The sequence below is a fragment of the Oscillochloris sp. ZM17-4 genome (assembly GCF_019599295.1).
In the GTDB taxonomy this organism is placed as follows: Bacteria; Chloroflexota; Chloroflexia; order Chloroflexales; family Chloroflexaceae; genus Oscillochloris.
This window is the reverse complement of sequence record NZ_JAIEWN010000048.1, coordinates 25,534-42,062: the sequence shown is the minus strand read 5'-3', so window position 1 is coordinate 42,062 and position 16,529 is coordinate 25,534. Positions and strand designations below refer to the sequence as shown.

General features: G+C 68.0%; 17 protein-coding genes and 1 pseudogene. 13 read left to right on the top strand and 5 right to left on the bottom strand.

The annotated features are described in order from the left end of the window. From K2Z83_RS23645 to K2Z83_RS23625, 7 genes and pseudogenes are all read left to right on the top strand, one after another. The coding region (locus K2Z83_RS23645) for a chemotaxis protein CheW (RefSeq protein WP_220597636.1) at positions 1-938 on the top strand (938 nt) is incomplete at its 5' end. A gap of 16 nt (positions 939-954) precedes the next feature. After that, on the top strand, positions 955-1,395 hold the full coding sequence (locus tag K2Z83_RS23640; RefSeq protein ID WP_220597635.1) for a chemotaxis protein CheW: 441 nt from the start codon (positions 955-957) through the stop codon (positions 1,393-1,395). A gap of 89 nt (positions 1,396-1,484) precedes the next feature. Further along, the gene (gene cheB / locus K2Z83_RS23635) at positions 1,485-2,552 is read left to right on the top strand and encodes a chemotaxis-specific protein-glutamate methyltransferase CheB (RefSeq protein WP_220597634.1); all 1,068 of its coding nucleotides are present in this window, start codon (positions 1,485-1,487) and stop codon (positions 2,550-2,552) included. Further along, positions 2,549-3,046 carry a hypothetical protein gene (locus K2Z83_RS29380; protein WP_255604449.1) on the top strand — a complete coding sequence of 166 codons (498 nt, stop codon included), beginning with the start codon at positions 2,549-2,551 and terminating at the stop codon, positions 3,044-3,046. Before cheB ends, K2Z83_RS29380 begins: the two co-directional genes overlap by 4 nt. Beyond that, positions 2,931-3,182: pseudogene (locus tag K2Z83_RS29375) on the top strand (CheR family methyltransferase); the annotation flags it as partial. The gene K2Z83_RS29380 and the pseudogene K2Z83_RS29375, both read left to right, overlap by 116 nt. After that, on the top strand, positions 3,183-3,824 hold the full coding sequence (locus K2Z83_RS29370) for a tetratricopeptide repeat protein (RefSeq protein ID WP_370650271.1): 642 nt from the start codon (positions 3,183-3,185) through the stop codon (positions 3,822-3,824). A gap of 114 nt (positions 3,825-3,938) precedes the next feature. Then, positions 3,939-4,907, top strand: a complete 969-nt coding sequence (locus K2Z83_RS23625; RefSeq protein WP_220597633.1) for a DUF4157 domain-containing protein — start codon at positions 3,939-3,941, stop codon at positions 4,905-4,907. Positions 4,908-4,966: 59 nt separating this feature from the next. Here the strand turns inward: K2Z83_RS23625 and K2Z83_RS23620 are convergent, their stop codons facing one another. Then, complete coding sequence (locus K2Z83_RS23620; protein ID WP_220597632.1) at positions 4,967-5,725, bottom strand: LLM class F420-dependent oxidoreductase; 759 nt, start codon at positions 5,723-5,725, stop codon at positions 4,967-4,969. Between the two features lie 302 nt (positions 5,726-6,027). On the opposite strand from K2Z83_RS23620, the gene K2Z83_RS23615 reads away from it, so the two are divergent. Together K2Z83_RS23615 and K2Z83_RS23610 are read left to right on the top strand one after the other, a co-directional pair. Next, positions 6,028-6,891 (top strand): MBL fold metallo-hydrolase, encoded by an 864-nt coding sequence (locus K2Z83_RS23615; RefSeq protein ID WP_255604448.1) that lies wholly within the window; start codon positions 6,028-6,030, stop codon positions 6,889-6,891. After that, entirely contained in the window at positions 6,888-7,730 is an 843-nt protein-coding gene (locus K2Z83_RS23610) for an MBL fold metallo-hydrolase (protein WP_220597630.1), read from the top strand. Before K2Z83_RS23615 ends, K2Z83_RS23610 begins: the two co-directional genes overlap by 4 nt. Before the next feature lie 43 nt (positions 7,731-7,773). Here K2Z83_RS23610 and K2Z83_RS23605 read toward each other — a convergent pair whose 3' ends face one another. Genes K2Z83_RS23605 through K2Z83_RS23590 form a run of 4 tightly spaced genes read right to left on the bottom strand, consistent with a single transcriptional unit; the run spans position 7,774 to position 9,562 of the window. After that, positions 7,774-7,995, bottom strand: a complete 222-nt coding sequence (locus K2Z83_RS23605; RefSeq protein WP_220597629.1) for a hypothetical protein — start codon at positions 7,993-7,995, stop codon at positions 7,774-7,776. 30 nt (positions 7,996-8,025) lie between these two features. Further along, the gene (locus tag K2Z83_RS23600) at positions 8,026-8,283 is read right to left on the bottom strand and encodes a hypothetical protein (RefSeq protein ID WP_220597628.1); all 258 of its coding nucleotides are present in this window, start codon (positions 8,281-8,283) and stop codon (positions 8,026-8,028) included. A gap of 33 nt (positions 8,284-8,316) precedes the next feature. Next, positions 8,317-9,288 carry a ribosome small subunit-dependent GTPase A gene (gene rsgA / locus K2Z83_RS23595; RefSeq protein WP_220597627.1) on the bottom strand — a complete coding sequence of 324 codons (972 nt, stop codon included), beginning with the start codon at positions 9,286-9,288 and terminating at the stop codon, positions 8,317-8,319. After that, positions 9,269-9,562 carry a hypothetical protein gene (locus K2Z83_RS23590; protein WP_255604447.1) on the bottom strand — a complete coding sequence of 98 codons (294 nt, stop codon included), beginning with the start codon at positions 9,560-9,562 and terminating at the stop codon, positions 9,269-9,271. The genes rsgA and K2Z83_RS23590 overlap by 20 nt, the downstream gene beginning before the upstream one ends. A 597-nt stretch (positions 9,563-10,159) precedes the next feature. Here K2Z83_RS23590 and htpG point away from each other — a divergent pair. The 4 genes from htpG to K2Z83_RS23570 all read left to right on the top strand — a co-directional run. Further along, positions 10,160-12,061, top strand: a complete 1,902-nt coding sequence (gene htpG, locus K2Z83_RS23585; protein WP_220597626.1) for a molecular chaperone HtpG — start codon at positions 10,160-10,162, stop codon at positions 12,059-12,061. A 164-nt stretch (positions 12,062-12,225) separates the two neighbouring features. Further along, positions 12,226-13,494, top strand: coding sequence for a sorbosone dehydrogenase family protein (locus K2Z83_RS23580; RefSeq protein ID WP_220597625.1), 1,269 nt, complete (start codon positions 12,226-12,228; stop codon positions 13,492-13,494). A gap of 90 nt (positions 13,495-13,584) precedes the next feature. After that, positions 13,585-15,039, top strand: a complete 1,455-nt coding sequence (locus K2Z83_RS23575; protein ID WP_220597640.1) for an acetyl/propionyl/methylcrotonyl-CoA carboxylase subunit alpha — start codon at positions 13,585-13,587, stop codon at positions 15,037-15,039. 11 nt (positions 15,040-15,050) lie between these two features. Continuing rightward, positions 15,051-16,529: biotin attachment protein (locus tag K2Z83_RS23570; protein ID WP_220597624.1), on the top strand; the 1,479-nt coding region annotated here is incomplete at its 3' end.

Below are 16,529 nucleotides of genomic sequence, written 5' to 3'. Positions count from 1 at the left end.
TCGGCCTAGATGTCGTCCGCTCCAACGTCGAGCGCATGCGCGGGCGCGTGTCGGTGCGCAGCAGGGCCGGCGGGGGGACAGACTTTCTGATCAATGTGCCGATCTCGCTGACCCGCTCCCACGGGCTGCTGCTGCGCGCCGGGGGCGCAGCCTACGCGCTGCCGCTTGACGCCATCCAGCGGATTGTCGCGATCAGCCCGGCGCAGATCCAGCACCTTGAGGGGCGCGCCGTGCTGCGGCTCGCCGACCGGGCCTTGCCCATTGTGGCCCTGGCCGATCTGCTCGACCCCTCATCATCGACATCTGTCACCGGCGGCCTGGCCCTCATCCTGGGCAGCGGCGAGCGCCAGGTGGCCTGCCAGATCGACGCGGTGATCGGCGAGCAGGAGCTGGTGATCCACCGCCTGCCCGCGCCGCTCGTGCACGTCCGCTTCGTCTCCGGCGCCACCATCCTGGCCGACGGGCGGGTGATGCCCATCCTCGATGTCGTCGACCTCGTGCGCGCCGCCGCCGGCTCCCGCCGCGCCGCGCCGCCGGCCGTCACGGCCGAGGAGGAGCGCCGCGCCCCGGTCGTGCTCGTCGCCGACGACTCGATCACTACGCGCACCCTGGAGAAGAATATCCTGGAGGCGGCCGGCTACCAGGTGCGGCTGGCCACCGACGGCCAGGAGGCCTTCGACATGCTGCGGGCCATGGCCGAGCATGGCGGGTGCGACCTGCTGCTCAGTGATATCGACATGCCGCGGATCAACGGCTTCGAGCTGACCTGCCAGGTGCGCGGCGACCCCAAGCTGCGCAACCTACCGGTGGTACTGGTCACCTCGCTGGATAGCGCAGATGACCGTGAGCGCGGGGTCTCGGCCGGCGCCGACGCGTATATCGTCAAGCGCGCATTCGACCAGCAGGTGCTCCTCGACACGATTAGCCGACTGGTCTGAGCACAGCGAGGCACCTATGCGCAACACCGAGGCCACCACTGCTGGTATTATTGTCACCTTTCGGATCGGGCGGCAGTACTATGCGCTGCCGCTGGACGCTGTGAGCCAGGTGGTGCGTCTGCCCGACCTGACCGATATCGCCGGCGCGACGGCGACCTTGGCCGGCATGCTCAACCTGCGCGGCGCCTTCCTGCCGGTGATCGATGGCCACGCGCTGATGGGCGTAACGTCCGACTACGCCCTCGACAGTAGCATCCTGGTGGTCGCCCTCGACGGCGCGCCGGCGCTGGGTCTGCTCGCCGACGAGGTCGATGCCGTCGAGCGAATCCCCGCCGCCGGCGTCTCAGAGCTGACCAGCAGCGCGCCATTTGTCAGCGGGATTATGCGCGACGGCGAGCGAACCGTGATCATGCTCGACCCAGGAGCCCTGCACCTGACGATAGCCGATGGCCGATAGCCGATAGCCGATAGCCGATAGCCGATAATGGTGTCCGATTGCGCCAAATCTGCAATCTGCAATCTGCAATCTGCAATAGAGAAGCCTCCATGCAAACACCGATCAGGGTGCTGGTCGTCGATGACTCGCCCTCGCAGCTGGCGCTCATGGTCTCGCTGCTGCGGGCCGCAGGCGACTTTGAGGTTGTGGGGACGGCCGCCGACGGCCGCTCGGCGGTGGCCGCCACCGACAGGCTCCGCCCGGGCGTGGTGGCGATGGATATCCAACTCCCGGTATTTGATGGCTACGAGGCCACCCGGCAGATCATGCAGCGCTGCCCGACGCCGATCGTGATGTTCAGCGGCAGCGCGGGCGACGCGGCCGTGCGCTCGATGGAGGCGCTCGCCGCCGGGGCGCTGGCGGTGGTGCAGAAGCCGGGGGGGCTCAACCTGCCCGCCGCCGCTGCCGAGCGCGCCCAGTTCCTCCAGATGCTGCGGCTCATGTCGGGGGTGCGCGTCGTCACCCGGCACGCGCGCCGCGATCCCCCGCCCGCGCCCACCCCGATCATCCACCCGGCGCGGACTAGCAAGCCCGAGATTCTGGCCGTCGCGACCTCCACCGGCGGCCCGGCCGCCCTGAAGACCTTTCTGGAGGGGCTCGGCCACAGCTTCCCGCTGCCCATCCTGATCGTCCAGCACATCGCCCGCGGCTTCTCGCCGGCCCTCCAGGAGTGGCTGTCGAGCGTGGTGCCGCAGCCGCTCCACTTTGCCCGCCCCAATGATCTCCTGCTGCCCGGCCACGCCTACCTGGCCCCCGACGACCATCACCTGCTGCTGGCCGCGCCGGGCATAGCTGGGATCGCGCCGACCACCCCCGCCGACCGCTACAGCCCCAGCGCCGACAAGCTCTTCGCATCGGTGGCCCGCTGGTACGGCCCGCGATCCATCGGGGTGATCATGACCGGCATGGGCGACGATGGCGCGCGCGGCATGGGTGCCATGCGCGCCGCGGGCGCCATGACTCTTGGCCAGGACGAGGCCACCTGCGTGGTCTTCGGCATGCCGCGCGCCGCCGCCGAGGCCGGCGCTCTGGTGCGCCTGCTGCCCCTCGGCGGGCTGGCCGGCGCGGTGCTCGCCGCCATCCCGCCCGCCGCCAGCCTCCAGCGGGGCGCGTCATGAGCGACCTCCCGCTGAGCGATGAGCTCTACCCGTGCCTGCGCGACCTGCTGCGGGACCGGCTGGGGCTGCACTTTCCGGCGAGCCGCCGCAGCGACCTGGCCCGCTCATTGAGCCTGGTGGCCCAGGATCTTGGCTACAGCGACCTGGGCCGCCTCTACACGGCGCTGCTCGCCGGCGGCCCGGTCTGGGACACGGCGATCCGCCACCTGACCATCGGCGAGACCTACTTCTTCCGCAACAGCTCGCAGTTCGCCGCCCTGCGCGAGCGCATCCTGCCCGACCTGCTAGCCCGGCGGGCGGGCGCGCGCAGCCTGCGCCTCGAACCTAGACGTTCTCGGCCGCGCCCGCGAGGGGCTCTACGGGCCGTGGTCGTTCCGCGAGACGCCCGACGCGGTGCGCAACCGCTTCTTCAGCGCCGAGGGGGCGCGCTGGCGGCTGCGGCAGGAGATCCGGCGCAGTGTGATCTTCCACCGGCTGAACCTGGCCTCTTCTGAGTACCCGACCGTGACCAACGGCACCATGGCGATGGACCTGATCTTCTGCCGGAATGTGCTGATCTACTTCGATGAGGCGACGACCCGCGCGATCATCGACCGGCTCTACGCGGCGCTCGCGCCCGGCGGCTGGCTGGTGGTCGGCCACGCCGAGCCGAGCGTGGCGACGTTCCATCGCTTTGAGACGGTGAACGCCCCCGGGACCGTGCTCTACCGCAAGCCGCCCAACGCGCCGCTCTTCGCCGTATCGAGCCAGGGGGTAGGCGTCACCGTCACGCCGCTAACGCCGCCCAGCCCGGCCACGCCCCCGCGCACCCCCGCGCACCACCAGGGCTTGTCGGGGGCGGGCAGCCTCGCCCGCCAGAGCCCGGCCCCGCCCACAGCTGACAGCCTGGCCGAGGCGCGGGCCGCCGCCAACGCCGGCCGCTGGCAGCGCGCCGCCGAGCTCGCCGACCGCACCCTCGCCGCCGAGCCGATGCGCGCCGCCGCCCACTTCCTGCGCGGCCAGATCTACGAGCACGAGGGCCAGCCTGACCAGGCTCTCGCCGCCTATCGCCGCAGCCTGTACATCGACCCCACCCTGGCGATGGGGGCGCTGGCGATGGCCGATATCTGGCGGGCGGATGGGCATGACGCCGATGCTCGGCGAAGCTACCGCAGCGCCCTGCGCCTCCTCGATCCGCTCGCCCCTGGCGACCTCGTCCCCGAGTCCGACGGCGCCAGCGCCGCTGAGCTGCGCGCCTATATCAAGGCACAGATCGCGCTGCTTGGTCGATGATTATGTCTACCCCATGTTGACACGCTCTGTGCCTCGTGGTATAAGCTCCTTTGAACCTGTGGCTATGAAGACTCTCTGCGCAGGCACCAGGCTGTGCCGCAGGAGGTTTGCTCCGTGTCTCGTAACAACAGCGCCGTGATCGCGCTTATCATTACCGCGACCCTGATTGTGCTCATTGGGCTCACAGGGGCGGGCGCACCCCAGCGATCTTCCAACGCGTTGGCCAACTCGGCCTCGCTCGCCCTCCCACCGAAAGTGACGGACACCCCCAGCCCGACCACGCCCCCCGCGACGGCGACACCTCCCCCACCCACGCCGACCCTGGCCCGCCGCGACTTCAACGAGGGCGACGGGATCAAGTTTGTGCCGACGGTCTATCTGCCGGGGCGCGGGCCGACCCTGCCGGGCGAGATGGTCTACAGCGGCCGGCGGCTGGACGTCTACGTGGGCGGCGGCACCTTCAGCCCCGATGAGGTCGCGTCGCTCGGCGTGAAGGCCGAGTGGGCGCTGAGCTACATCCAGAAGCGCTTCGACGCCGAGCTGACGCGGCGCGTCTCGGTGGGCGTGTACAGCACCAGCCAGGCGCCGGGCAAGGGCACGCGCGGCATCGCCTACACCTACGGCGACACCAACGTGCGGATCTACTACCGGCCCGGCGAGGACCAGCACGACGCGCTGGTGATACTCTCGCACGAGCTGGCCCACGCGCTCCAGGCCGAGGCCTACGGCAAGGATGTCCAGTCGCGCTCCGACACAGTGCTGCTGGAGGGCTTGGCCAGCTGGATCTCCGGCGAGTACTGGCTGAGCCTCTCGGGCGCGACGTCGTTCCAGTCGCGCGCCCGCGAGCTCTACCAGTCCGGCTACAAGGGGAACCTGGCGACCCTCGGCTACGGCAGCCTGGATGTGGCCTACGACATGTGGGCCGGCTTCGTGGACTACCTGGCCCGCACCTACGGCTGGGAGAAGTTTAACCAGCTCTACCTCAGCGGCCGCGGGCGCAGCCCGGGCTCCGCCGACTACCAGGGCATCTACGGCAAGTCGTTCCAGGAGCTGTACACCGAGTGGTACGCCACCCTGAAGTAGGTGTGCTTCGATAAAAAAGCATAGGCCAGGGCGTCGCAGACGCCCTGGCCTATGCTTTTTTAGAGAGAATCCCGCCAGCGCAGGGCCTGCTCGACCTTATCATAGTCCCAGGGCTCGCCCATGCCGAGGATCATGTGGGTGGCGCCGGCCTCCAGGTAGGCGTCGAGGCTCTCATCGCCGCGCGGCGAGACGCTGCGCTCGATCTCCTGCGGGTCACGGCCGAGCTGGGCGCACCAGTCGTCGAGGATGGCGCTCTTGTGCTTGAAGGTCTCGGCGGGGCCGAAGCCGTGCCAGATCTGGGCGTGCTGCGCGGTGATGCGCAGGGTGACCTTCTCGCCGCCGCCGCCGATCAGGATGGGGATGGGCCGGGTGGGCGCGGGCACATCCACCTCCCAGCGGTGCTTGATGATCGGCAGGGCATCGCGCAGAGCGCGCAGCCGTTCCGGGGCGGTGCCGAAGGCGTAGCCGTACTCGCTGTAGTCGCGCTCGAACCAGCCGGCTCCGATGCCGAGGATGAGCCGGCCGCCGCTGATATGGTCGACCGTCTTGGCCATATTCGAGAGCAGGGCCGGGTTACGGTAGGTGTTGCAGGTCACCAGGCAGCCCACCTCGGCGCGGCTGGTGAGGGTGGCCATGGCGGTCAGGAGCGTCCAGCCCTCGAAGTGCGGCCCCTGCGGCTCGCCGTAGAGTGGGAAGAAGTGGTCCCAGTTCCAGATCGTATCCACGCCCATCTCGTCGAAGCGGCGCACCGCTGTGGCGAATGAGGCGTAGGTAGTGTGCTGAGGGTGGAGCTGAACCCCGATGCGAACACGCGACATGTGATCTCCTTGGTCGTTGATACCTGTAGGGAGTAGGTTGTATGGAGGGGTACGGCTACCATGATACCATGTGTCAAAATAAAAACAGACTGAGTGAAAGCTACAAAAAGCCGCGTTTATCCTGTACACTAGAGCACTGAGCCTCTGGGGCTCGCATCGCCGGATCGCCCCAGGTCGGCAGCTCAGGCCCGGCCACATTTCTCTTCGCTACCGCCCGTGGCGACTCACACTGACAACCAACAATAACGATGATCGTACGAATCTGGGGGACACGCGGCTCATACCCGGTTGCGCGAGCGGAGATGCTGCGCTATGGCGGCAACACCACCTGCGTGGAGGTGCGTGTCGGCGACAGCTGCATCATCCTTGACGCCGGCACGGGGCTGCGCCAGCTTGGCGAGGCGCTCGGGCGCGAGCCGCGCCCGCCCCGCACGATTAACCTGCTCATCACCCACACTCACTGGGATCATATCATCGGCTTCCCTTTCTTCGATCCGATCTCCCAGCCCGAGAACCGGATCGAGATCTACGGGCTCCAGCGCACGCAGTCGAGCCTGCGCAAGACGATCGCCAACGCGCTGAGCGACCCGCTCATGCCGATCAGCCTAGAGGACCTGCGGGCGGACCTGAACTTCCACGAGATCCACGAGGGGCTGGCGTTCCAGCTCACCCCGCAGGTGCGCGTGTGTACCGCGCGGGCGAACCACCCCTACCGCGCGCTGGCCTACCGGATCGAGGCCGACGGGGCCGCGCTGGTGTTTATCCCCGACACCGGGCCGTTCCACACGGTGCTGTTTGGCGACGAGCGGATCGAGTGGACGGGCAGGCCGACGCCGAACACCGATGATGAGCTGCAGGCCCTGGCCGCGATGCGCGCGCAGATCGTCGATCTGGCCCGCGGGGCCGACTGGCTGATCTATGACTCGCAGTTCACCGACGCGCAGTACGCGCGCTTCCCGCACTGGGGGCACAGCACCGCCGCCCAGGCCCGCGAGATCGCCGAGGATGCGGGGGTCGGCCAGCTGCTGATGTTCCACCACGACCCGCACCACACCGATGCGCAGATCGACGCGATGCTGGAGGAGCAGCGGGCCACCTGCGACTCTGAGCTGATCATCTCCGCCGCCTACGAGGGCATGGAGCTGCGCAAGGGGGAGCGGCCATGAGGATGCAGTTCTGGGGCGTGCGCGGCTATGTGCCGACGCCGGGCGCCGAGTACCTGCGCTATGGCGGCAACACCTGCTGCACGGCGATCTATGGCTCGGGCGGCGAGCTGGTGGTGATCGACTCTGGCACCGGCTTCTGTCAGCTCGGCGATATGCTGATGGGGCGCGAGTTCGGGCGCGGCGGCGGCGAGCTGTCGCTGCTGATCACCCACACCTACTGGGACCACATCCTCGGGCTGCCCTTCCCCGGCCTGGTGCATATCCCCGGCAACCGCCTGCATATCTACGGCCCCGACAGCACCCGCGGCTCGCTGGAGATGGTCTACAACGGGATGCTCTCGCCGGTCTACTCGCCGGTCTACGGCCTGGCCCACATCGGGGCCACCCACAGCTTCCAGCCGATCTCGACGGAGCCGTTTATGGTTGGCGGGGTGCGGGTGAGCGCCCTGCCGCTCTCGCGGCGCAACCACTCGCCGATCTGGGCCTATCGGGTCGAGGAGGCCGGCCGCGCGCTGGTCTATATCACCGATGTGCGCTACATCGACGACCAGATCTGGAACCAGGCGCTCCAGTTTGCGGCCGGCGCGCATATCCTCGTCCACAGCGCGCCCTACACGCGCCAGGAGCAGGTGCAGGACTACGGCCACAGCCGGGTCGAGGACGCGATCGAGCTGGCCCAGGAGGCGAACGTGGAGCAGCTGATGATCTTCCACCACGCGCCCACCCGCACCGACGATCAGCTCGACGCGCTGGTGTCGAGCTACCGCCGCCAGCTGCGCGATGAGGAGAGCCCGCTGATCTTTGACGCCGCCCGCGAGGGATTAATTGTCGAGGTGTAGCGCGTAATGGCGCAGCAGCGCCGCGCTGCTGCGCCATTACAGCCTATGGCTTGAGCCGGCCTTTGTTCTGGCGGTGGAAGCGGGCGATCTCCTTGCCGAACTTGCGCGAGTCCTGGCGGCGCTGGAGCGCCACCGGGTTGATCACGCGCCGGTCCTCGCGGTCGCCGCCGCGCTCCTCGCCCAGGCTCATGTGGTCCACCTCGTCGATCAGATCCAGCTCGTCCAGGTCGCTCATGTCGCGCAGGTTCATGCGTAGCTTCGGCATGGGTTCAGGTCACTCCTCTAAAAGGTCATGTTAGTGAAGCGTGCGGGCGAGGGCGCGGCCCTCGGGGGCGCCCTCGTCGGCGAAGGCGGCGCCCTCGCTGTAGCGGGCGCGCAGGGCGGCGCCGGCCGAGACCAGCAGCGCGCCGAGGCGGGCCATCAGCGGGGCGTAGGCGGGCAGGGCGTTGGGCAGGTCGCCGTGGGCCGCCCGCAGCTGGGCGGCTCGGAGCGACTCGGCGAGCAGCTGTCTGTGGCGCTCCTGCGCCTCCAGCAGATAGTTCTGTTCACGCACGGTATTGCCTCATTTCACATAGAGCGGGCGGCGCTACTGGTCGCCAGCGCGCAGCCGGGCGTAGCTATCGTAGCGGACCGGGTCGATCTGGCCCGAGGCGACGGCGGCGCGCACGGCGCAGTCGGGCTCGTGGATGTGGGTGCAGCCGGCGTAGTAGCACTCGCCCAGGAAGGGCCGCATCTCGGGGTAGCACCAGGCCAGATCCTCGGGCGGCAGGTTCCACAGGCCGATCTCGCGGATGCCGGGCGTGTCGGCCACGTAGCCGCCGCTCGCCAGGCTCAGCGGGTGTAGCTCGGCGACGGTGGTGGTGTGGCGGCCCTTGCCGATTAGGCCCGAGACCGAGCTGGTGGCCAGGTTTAGGCCGGGCACCACGGCGTTGAGCAGGCTGCTCTTGCCGACGCCGGACTTGCCGGTGACGACGCTGATCCGCCCGGCGAGGCAGTCGCGGGCCTCGTCGATGCCCTGGCCGGTGTGGGTGCTGGCGTAGATCACGCGGTAGCCGACCCGCTCGTAGGGCGCCAGCATCGCCCGCGCCTCCTCGGGGCTGACTAGGTCGGCCTTAGTGGCGACGATGATCGGGTCGAGCTCGCTGTGCTCGCAGATCACCAGGTAGCGGTCGAGCATGCGCGGCGAGAAGGAGGGCTGGGCGCAGGCGAAGACGAGCAGCACCTGGTTGAGGTTGGCGACCATCACGTCCTCGGCGTCGCGGGTGCCGGCGGCCTTGCGGGCCAGGCGCGAGCGGCGGGGCAGCACTAGCTCGATGGCGCCCTCGCCGGGGCCGACGATAGTGATCGCGACATCGTCGCCGATCACGGCGATGTCGGTGCTCTGGCGCTCGCGCTTGAGCCGGCCGCGCAGCTTGCACTCGATGATGCCGCCGGCCGTCTGCACCCAGAAGAAGCCGCTCTGGGCGCGCAGCACCACGCCGCTGACGGTGTCGCGCGGGGCCTTCTTCTCCTGCCGCTCCTCCCGCGCCCGCAGGCGGTCAGCGCTTCTGGTGCTCATAGACATGAACCTCCAGATTGCTGATGCCGAGGACGTCGAAGGTGAGGCCGAGAATTCTATCGATGACCGACGGCTCGGGCTGGCCCTGGGCCGTGTCGGCCGCGAGGGACACCCGCGCCCGGCGCGGCTGTCCATCTGGTATGTCGGGCGAACAGTGGCTGAGAGAGCCATCTCGCTCAAGGATGATCAAGGTTGTATCCCCCTCGGAGGTACGCTGCATTCCTGACGACGGCGGCAGATGCGTGGCCCCGACCGATTGTTCGATGAGTATCATCTCTGTCTCTTCCTCTGCTGATGGTCACTTCCGAACGATGCGATCCTGCCCGACGTCGCGCCCGAGGGACACAAAAAGGCCGTGGGCGCCTTCTGCGCGCGCCACGGCCTCAAATAAAGTGAGGCTGTGGGCGCCTGTCTGGTCGCCCACAGCCTCATACTCACTGTCCGGAGCTGATGCTAGCTCCTGAGTAGATGCGAGGGAAGACCAGGCCCATCACCGCGAGCGCCGAAGATGAGCTCAAGCCGGGCCGCGCGGCCCGCGCCGGCAGCGCCGGCGGTCATACTGTACGCTGTGAAGTTCATGAATGGCTCCTCTACGACTAGGCTCGGACAACCTGTGGTACTTTTGTACCGATGGCGCTAGGATAGCATAGGGCCACAGAGATTGTCAATGGTTCTAACTCATACTTTTGGCTGAGCTGGGGGTTGGGGTTGGGGGCTGGGGGTTGGGGTGATCTAACAGAGATTTTGTGCGGCGCTAATGCTGCTCTAACATGCGTCAACTATCGTACAATGTGGGCGCGGAGGACGCGAACGCGGGGGCGCGCGCATGTGATGTGTCTATGAGAATTCTATATATGCCAAGGAGCTGCTCATGACAACCGATCAGGAGACGACGCACCAGCCGGAGGCGATGAGCTTCCGGGCCGAGGTGCAGCAGGTGCTGAATATTCTGGCCCACTCGCTGTATACGGACCGCGAGATCTTTCTGCGCGAGCTGATCTCGAACGCGTCGGACGCCCTCAACCGGCTGCAGTTCGAGATGCTGACCAACCAGGATGTGCGCGACGCCGACGCCGAGCTGGCGATCTGGGTGGAGGTCGATAAGGATGCCCGCACGATCACCGTGCGCGACACCGGCACCGGGCTGACCCGCCAGGAGATGATCGACCACCTCGGCACGATCGCCCAGTCGAGCGCGCGGGCCTTCGTGCAGCAGGCCAAGGCGCAGAACGCTAGCTCCAGCGAGATCATCGGCCAGTTTGGCGTGGGCTTCTACTCGGTGTTTATGGTCGCCGATAAGATCACGGTGGTCTCGCGCTCCTTCCAGCCCGACGCTGAGGCGGCGGTCTGGGAGTCGACCGGCGGCGACAGCTTCACGGTGGATGTGGCCGAGCGCGAGGCCCGCGGCACGAGCATCACCCTGCACCTGAAGGAGGACGCGGCGGAGTTCGCGAACGACTGGAAGCTTGAGCAGATCATCAAGCGCCACTCGGACTTCGTCTCCTTCCCGGTCTACATGGGCGACCGCCAGGTGAACCAGCAGAAGGCGCTCTGGCGGCGCGCCCCGCGCGAGGTGGAGGCTGAGCAGTACAAGAGCCTCTACCAGCAGATGACGATGGACTATGATGAGCCGCTGCTGAAGCTGCACCTCTCCACCGACGCGCCGATCGACCTGCACGCGATCCTGTTTGTGCCGGCCAAGCGCGAGCGCGGGATCATCGAGCGGCGGATCGAGGGCAAGATCAAGCTCTACTCGCGCAAGGTGCTCATCCAGGAGGACGCCAAGGAGCTGCTGCCGAACTACTTCCGCTTTGTGGAGGGCGTGGTCGATAGCGAGGATCTGCCGCTGAACGTCTCGCGCGAGGGCGTGCAGAGCGATGTGGGCGCGAACATCGCCTCGCCGGTGCAGCAGCGGATCAAGAAGACGCTGACCGGGCGCATGCACCGCGAGCTGAACGACCTGGCCGAGAAAGACCCCGAGAAGTTCGCGGCCTTCTGGAAGGAGTTCGGCGTCTTCATCAAGGAGGGCGTGGCGACCGACTATGAGGGCCGGGCCGACCTGCTGAAGCTGCTGCGCTTCCACAGCACGACGAGCGGTGAGGCGCTGATCACGCTGGCGGACTATAAGGGCCGGGTGATCGAGGGCCAGACCGAGATCTACTATGTGATGGGCGGGAGCGTGGAGGCGGCGCGCACCAGCCCGCACCTGGACCCGTTCACGGCGCGCGGGATCGAGGTGCTGCTGTTCGGCGATCTGATGGACGGCTTTATGCTCTCGGGGCTGCGCGAGTTCGAGGGGATGAAGCTGCGCAATGTGGACGAGTCGGACATCGAGCTGCCCGGCGAGGCTGACGCGCCCGAGGGCGGCCTGAGCGACGAGTCGTTCGCCGCGCTGGCGGCGGGCTTCACGGCGGCGCTGGGCGAGCAGGTGAAGGAGATCCGGGCCTCGAAGGTGCTGCGCGACAGCCCGGCGCGGCTGGTGAGCGATGAGGATGGCCCCGGCCGCGAGATGCAGCGCATCCAGCAGATGCTCGGCCGCGAGAGCGAGCCGCTGCCGCGCGTGCTTGAGCTGAACCCCGCGCACCCGCTGATCGCCTCGCTGGCCCGGCGGGCCGCCGCCGACGCCGCCGACCCGATCGTGGCGGCGGTGGCCGAGCAGCTCTACGATAACGCGCTGCTGCTGGAGGGCCTGCACCAGAACCCGGCCCTGATGGTGCCGCGCCTGCAGAAGCTGATGGAGGCGGCGGCGAAGGTCGCGGAGGACGCGGAGTAGCGTTTGGAACACGAAGGACGCGAAGTAGGGCGGAGGACGCGAACGCGGAGGGCGCGAAAGGCGCGAAGCGGGGCGCGGACACGACGCCGCTAGGTCTGACCATGATATGCTGGCCGTGAGTATCTCACGGCCAGCATATTGATTCTTCAAGGAAGGATAGACCTATGACCCGGTTGCTCTTTCTCCTGGCGATGGCGGCGCTGCTCGCGGCCTGCGGCGCGCCGCCCACGGGCGGTGTGCCTTCGGAGCCGGCCACCCCCGCCGCGCCCGCGCCCGCCGCCGCCGACACCCCTGTGGTGATTGATATTCCGCTGGTCCAGGGCTCGGGCGCGCCGCCTGTCGACCTGGGGGAGCTGTCGGTGCGGCTGGAGCAGGTGGCGGGCGGATTCAGCAAGCCGACCTTCATCACCGGGGCGGGCGACGGCAGCGGCAGGCTGTTTGTGGTCGAGCAGCTCGGCCGGGTCTGGGTGGTGCGCGACGGGGCGCGGCTGGGCCAGCCCTTCCTCGATATCAGCGGGCTGGTCGGCTCGTCCGGCAGCGAGCAGGGGCTGCTGAGCGTGGCCTTCCACCCGCGCTACGCCGAGAACGGCCTGTTCTTTGTGGACTACACCGACCGGCGGGGCGGCACGGTGCTGGCGCGCTACCGCGTCTCTGCGGACGCCGACCTGGCCGACCCGGCGAGCGCCGAGGTGCTGCTCCAGGTCGATCAGCCGGCGGCGAACCACAACGGCGGGCAGCTGGCCTTCGGGCCGGACGGCTACCTGTACGTGGGGCTGGGCGATGGCGGCGGCGGCGGGGACACCTACGGCAACGGGCAGAACCTCGGCACGCTGCTGGGCACGATCCTGAGGCTCGATGTGGACGGGGGGGGCGACCAGGGTCGCCCCTACGGGGTGCCGGCCGACAACCCGTTTGTGGGCCGGGGCGACGCGCGGCCGGAGATCTGGGCCTGGGGGCTGCGCAACCCCTGGCGCTTCGGGTTCGACCGGGGCACGGGCGACCTGTACATCGCCGATGTGGGACAGAACGCCGTCGAGGAGGTGAGCGTCCAGCCGGCGGGCAGCGCGGGCGGGGAGAACTACGGCTGGAATACGATGGAGGGGGACACCTGCTATACCGCGCAGGGCTGCGACCAGGCGGGGCTGACGCTGCCGGCGACGACCTACCTGCACAGCTCGGCCGAGGGCGGCTGCTCGATCACGGGGGGGTATGTCTACCGCGGCGCGGCGCTGCCGCGGGCCGCCGGGCTCTACCTGTACAGCGACTACTGCACGGGCAACCTGTGGGCGCTGCGCCGCCAGGGCGCGGGCTGGGAGAACCGGCTGATCGGCAGGCTGGGCGTGAGCCCGAGCAGCTTCGGCGAGGATGATGCGGGCGAGCTGTATGTGGCCGACCACGCCGGCGGGGTGATCTACCGGCTGGTGGTGGAGTAGGGGGCGGCGGGGGCCAACCTGTACCTGACGAAAGTCTGTTATACTTTTCGTCAATTTTACGTCGTATATGTAAGAGGAACGGGCGTTGTGATGCAACGAAACATCCGCAAAGTGCTAGTGGCCAACCGTGGCGTCCCAGCCGTCAGGATCATGCACACCTGCCGTGACCGCAAGATCCCGACGACGGCGGTGTACAGCACCCCCGACCGGCTCGCCTATCACGTCTTCATGGCCGACACCGCCATCCATATCGGTGACGCGCCGCCGATCGAGTCCTATCTGAACGCGGACAAGATCATCGAGGCGGCGCTGGTCAGCAACTCGAACGCCATCCACCCCGGCTGGGGGTTCCTGGCGGAGAACGCCGAGTTTGCCCAGAAGGTGATCGACGCCGGCCTGATCTGGATCGGCCCCTCGCCGGAGGTGATCAGCCTGATGGGCGACAAGATCCGGGCCAAGGTGATCGCCAAACAGTCGAATGTGCCGACCGTCCCCGGGGTCGAGAACGTCACCAGCGCCGAGCAGATCAGCGACTGGATGCGCGCCGAGGGCGTCACCTTCCCGATCATGATCAAGGCGGCCTCGGGCGGCGGCGGCAAGGGCATGGTCAAGGTCGATACGCCAGACCAGATCGCCGGGGCGCTGGCCCAGGCCCGCTCCGAGGCGAAGAAGTCCTTCGGCGACGCCACCGTCCTCGTCGAGAAGTACATCGAGCACGGCCGGCACATCGAGGTGCAGATCGTGGCCGACGAGCACCGCCACGTGATCCACCTCTTTGAGCGCGAGTGTACGCTGCAGCGCCGCAACCAGAAGATCATCGAGGAGGCCCCCTCGACCCTGGAGAACGACCTGCGCCAGGAGATCTGCGTCACCGCCGCGCGCCTGATGCGGCGGATCGGCTACACCTCGGCCGGCACCGTCGAGTTTATCTTCGACCCCTCCACCCAGAGCTTCTACTTCCTGGAGGTCAACACCCGCCTCCAGGTCGAGCACGGCATCACCGAGCTGATCACCGGGCTGGACATCGTCAGCATTATGCTCGATGTGGCCGAGGGCAAGCCCCTGCCGATCAAGCAGCTCGATGTCGTGCCCAACCGCTGGGCGCTTGAGGTGCGCCTGAACGCCGAGGACCCGAAGACCTTCGGCCCCTCCTTCGGCCAGATCACCCGCCTGCGCGCCCCCCTCGGCCCGAACGTGCGCGTCCTCCAGGGCGCGACCGAGGGCGAGGATATCCCGCCCTACTACGACTCGCTGTTCATGCTGCTGATGGCCTCGGGCACCGACCGGGCCGACGCGCTGCGGGTGATGGACCGGGCGATCACCGGGGACCTGCGCGTCGAGGGGATCAAGACCCTCGCGCCGCTGCTGCTGAGCATCATCAGGCACCCCAAGTTCATCGCCGGCGACTTCTCGACCAAGTTCATCGAAGAGCATATGCCGGAGCTTGTCTCCGGCTTTCGCGAGCGCACCAGCGAGGATGAGATGCTCCGCGTCGCCCAGTATGTGGCCGATATCTCTGCCCTGGGTTCGCAGGGATGGATGTGAGGAGAGACGATATGGACACCAGCAGCACAACCCCGCCCACCAGCGCTCAGGGCGCGTACCCCTTCGTCCGGCCAGGCATGACGGCGCGCGCGATTGTCCAGGCGGTGCATAGCCTGGATGGCGTCTGCCTGACCTCGGTGAGCATGCGCGACTCGGGGCAGTCAGACTTCAAAAACCGCCATCGGATCTACGATCTGAAGACCCTGGCCCCGGTGTTCAACGACATGGGCCTGTTTAGCGCCGAGTGTCACGGCGGCGCCCGCTGGCACGTCGGGGTGATGAACCGCCGCGAGAGCCCCTTCGAGGAGCTGCAGATCCTGCGGCGGCTGATGCCGAACGTGCTGCTCCAGACCCTCGTCCGCGAGACGAACCTGTGGGGCTACCGGCCCTACTCCAAGAATGTGATCGAGCACGCCGTCTCGCACGCCGATATCGATGTCTGGCGCTGCTTCTCGTTCCTCAACGATGTGCGCAATATGCGCACGGTTGCCGACACGGTGATGAAGCGCGGGCGCCTGTTTGAGCCGGCGATCTCCTTCACGGTGGCCGACTGGGCCACCGACGCCTACTACCTGGGGGTGGTGCGCGAGATCGTCGCCCTGTGCGGCGGCGTCGACGAGATCATCCTGTGCATCAAGGACATGGCCGGGGTCGGCAACCCGGTGCGGATCGGCCAGCTGGTGTCCACGATCAAGCAGCACTACCCCGAGCTGCTGATCCACTACCACCGCCACATCACCGACGGGCTGGCCCTGCCGGCGCTGTTCGCCGCCGCCCAGGCCGGCGCGAAGATCGTCGATGTGCAGGAGGACGCCCTGGTGCGCTTCTACGGCCACGCACCCATCCTCGGGGTGCAGGCCTACTTCGAGGAGGGCGGGATCCACGTACACCTCAACCGGCCGGCCGCCGAGCAGGCCAATGAGAAGGCCCGCGAGTGGATCGGCCAGTACGACTGGGCCGAGTCGCCCTTCAAGGGCTACGACCACGGCGTGACCAAGCACCGCATGCCCGGCGGGGCCTTCCCGAGCTCGTTCGAGCAGGCCGAGAAGGGCGGGTTCTTCCAGCTGATGCCGGCGATCCTGCGGGTGATGTCGCTCTACAACCAGATCGTGCGCTACTTCGATGTCACCCCCGGCTCGCAGATCACCTGGGTCACCTGTAGCGGGATCGTCAACCGCTACGCCAAGGAGCAGGGCGCGGCCGGCGTCGAGCGGCTGATCGCGCTGCTCGCCAAGTTTGTCGAGGCGCAGGGGCAGGACTTCGCGGCCATGAGCGGTGCGGAGCAGGACGAGCTGCTGCAGCTCTTCCGCAGCGCGCCCGGCGACTTCAAGAACCTGATCGTCGGCCACTACGGCAAGCTGCCGGTCGGCTGGCCGGCCGACTGGGTCTACCAGAGCGCCTTTGGCGAGGAGTGGGAGGCGAAGATCCAGGGGCGGACCGAGCTCTCCCCGCTCGACACGCTCAAGGACGACGACCTGGACAAGCTCCGC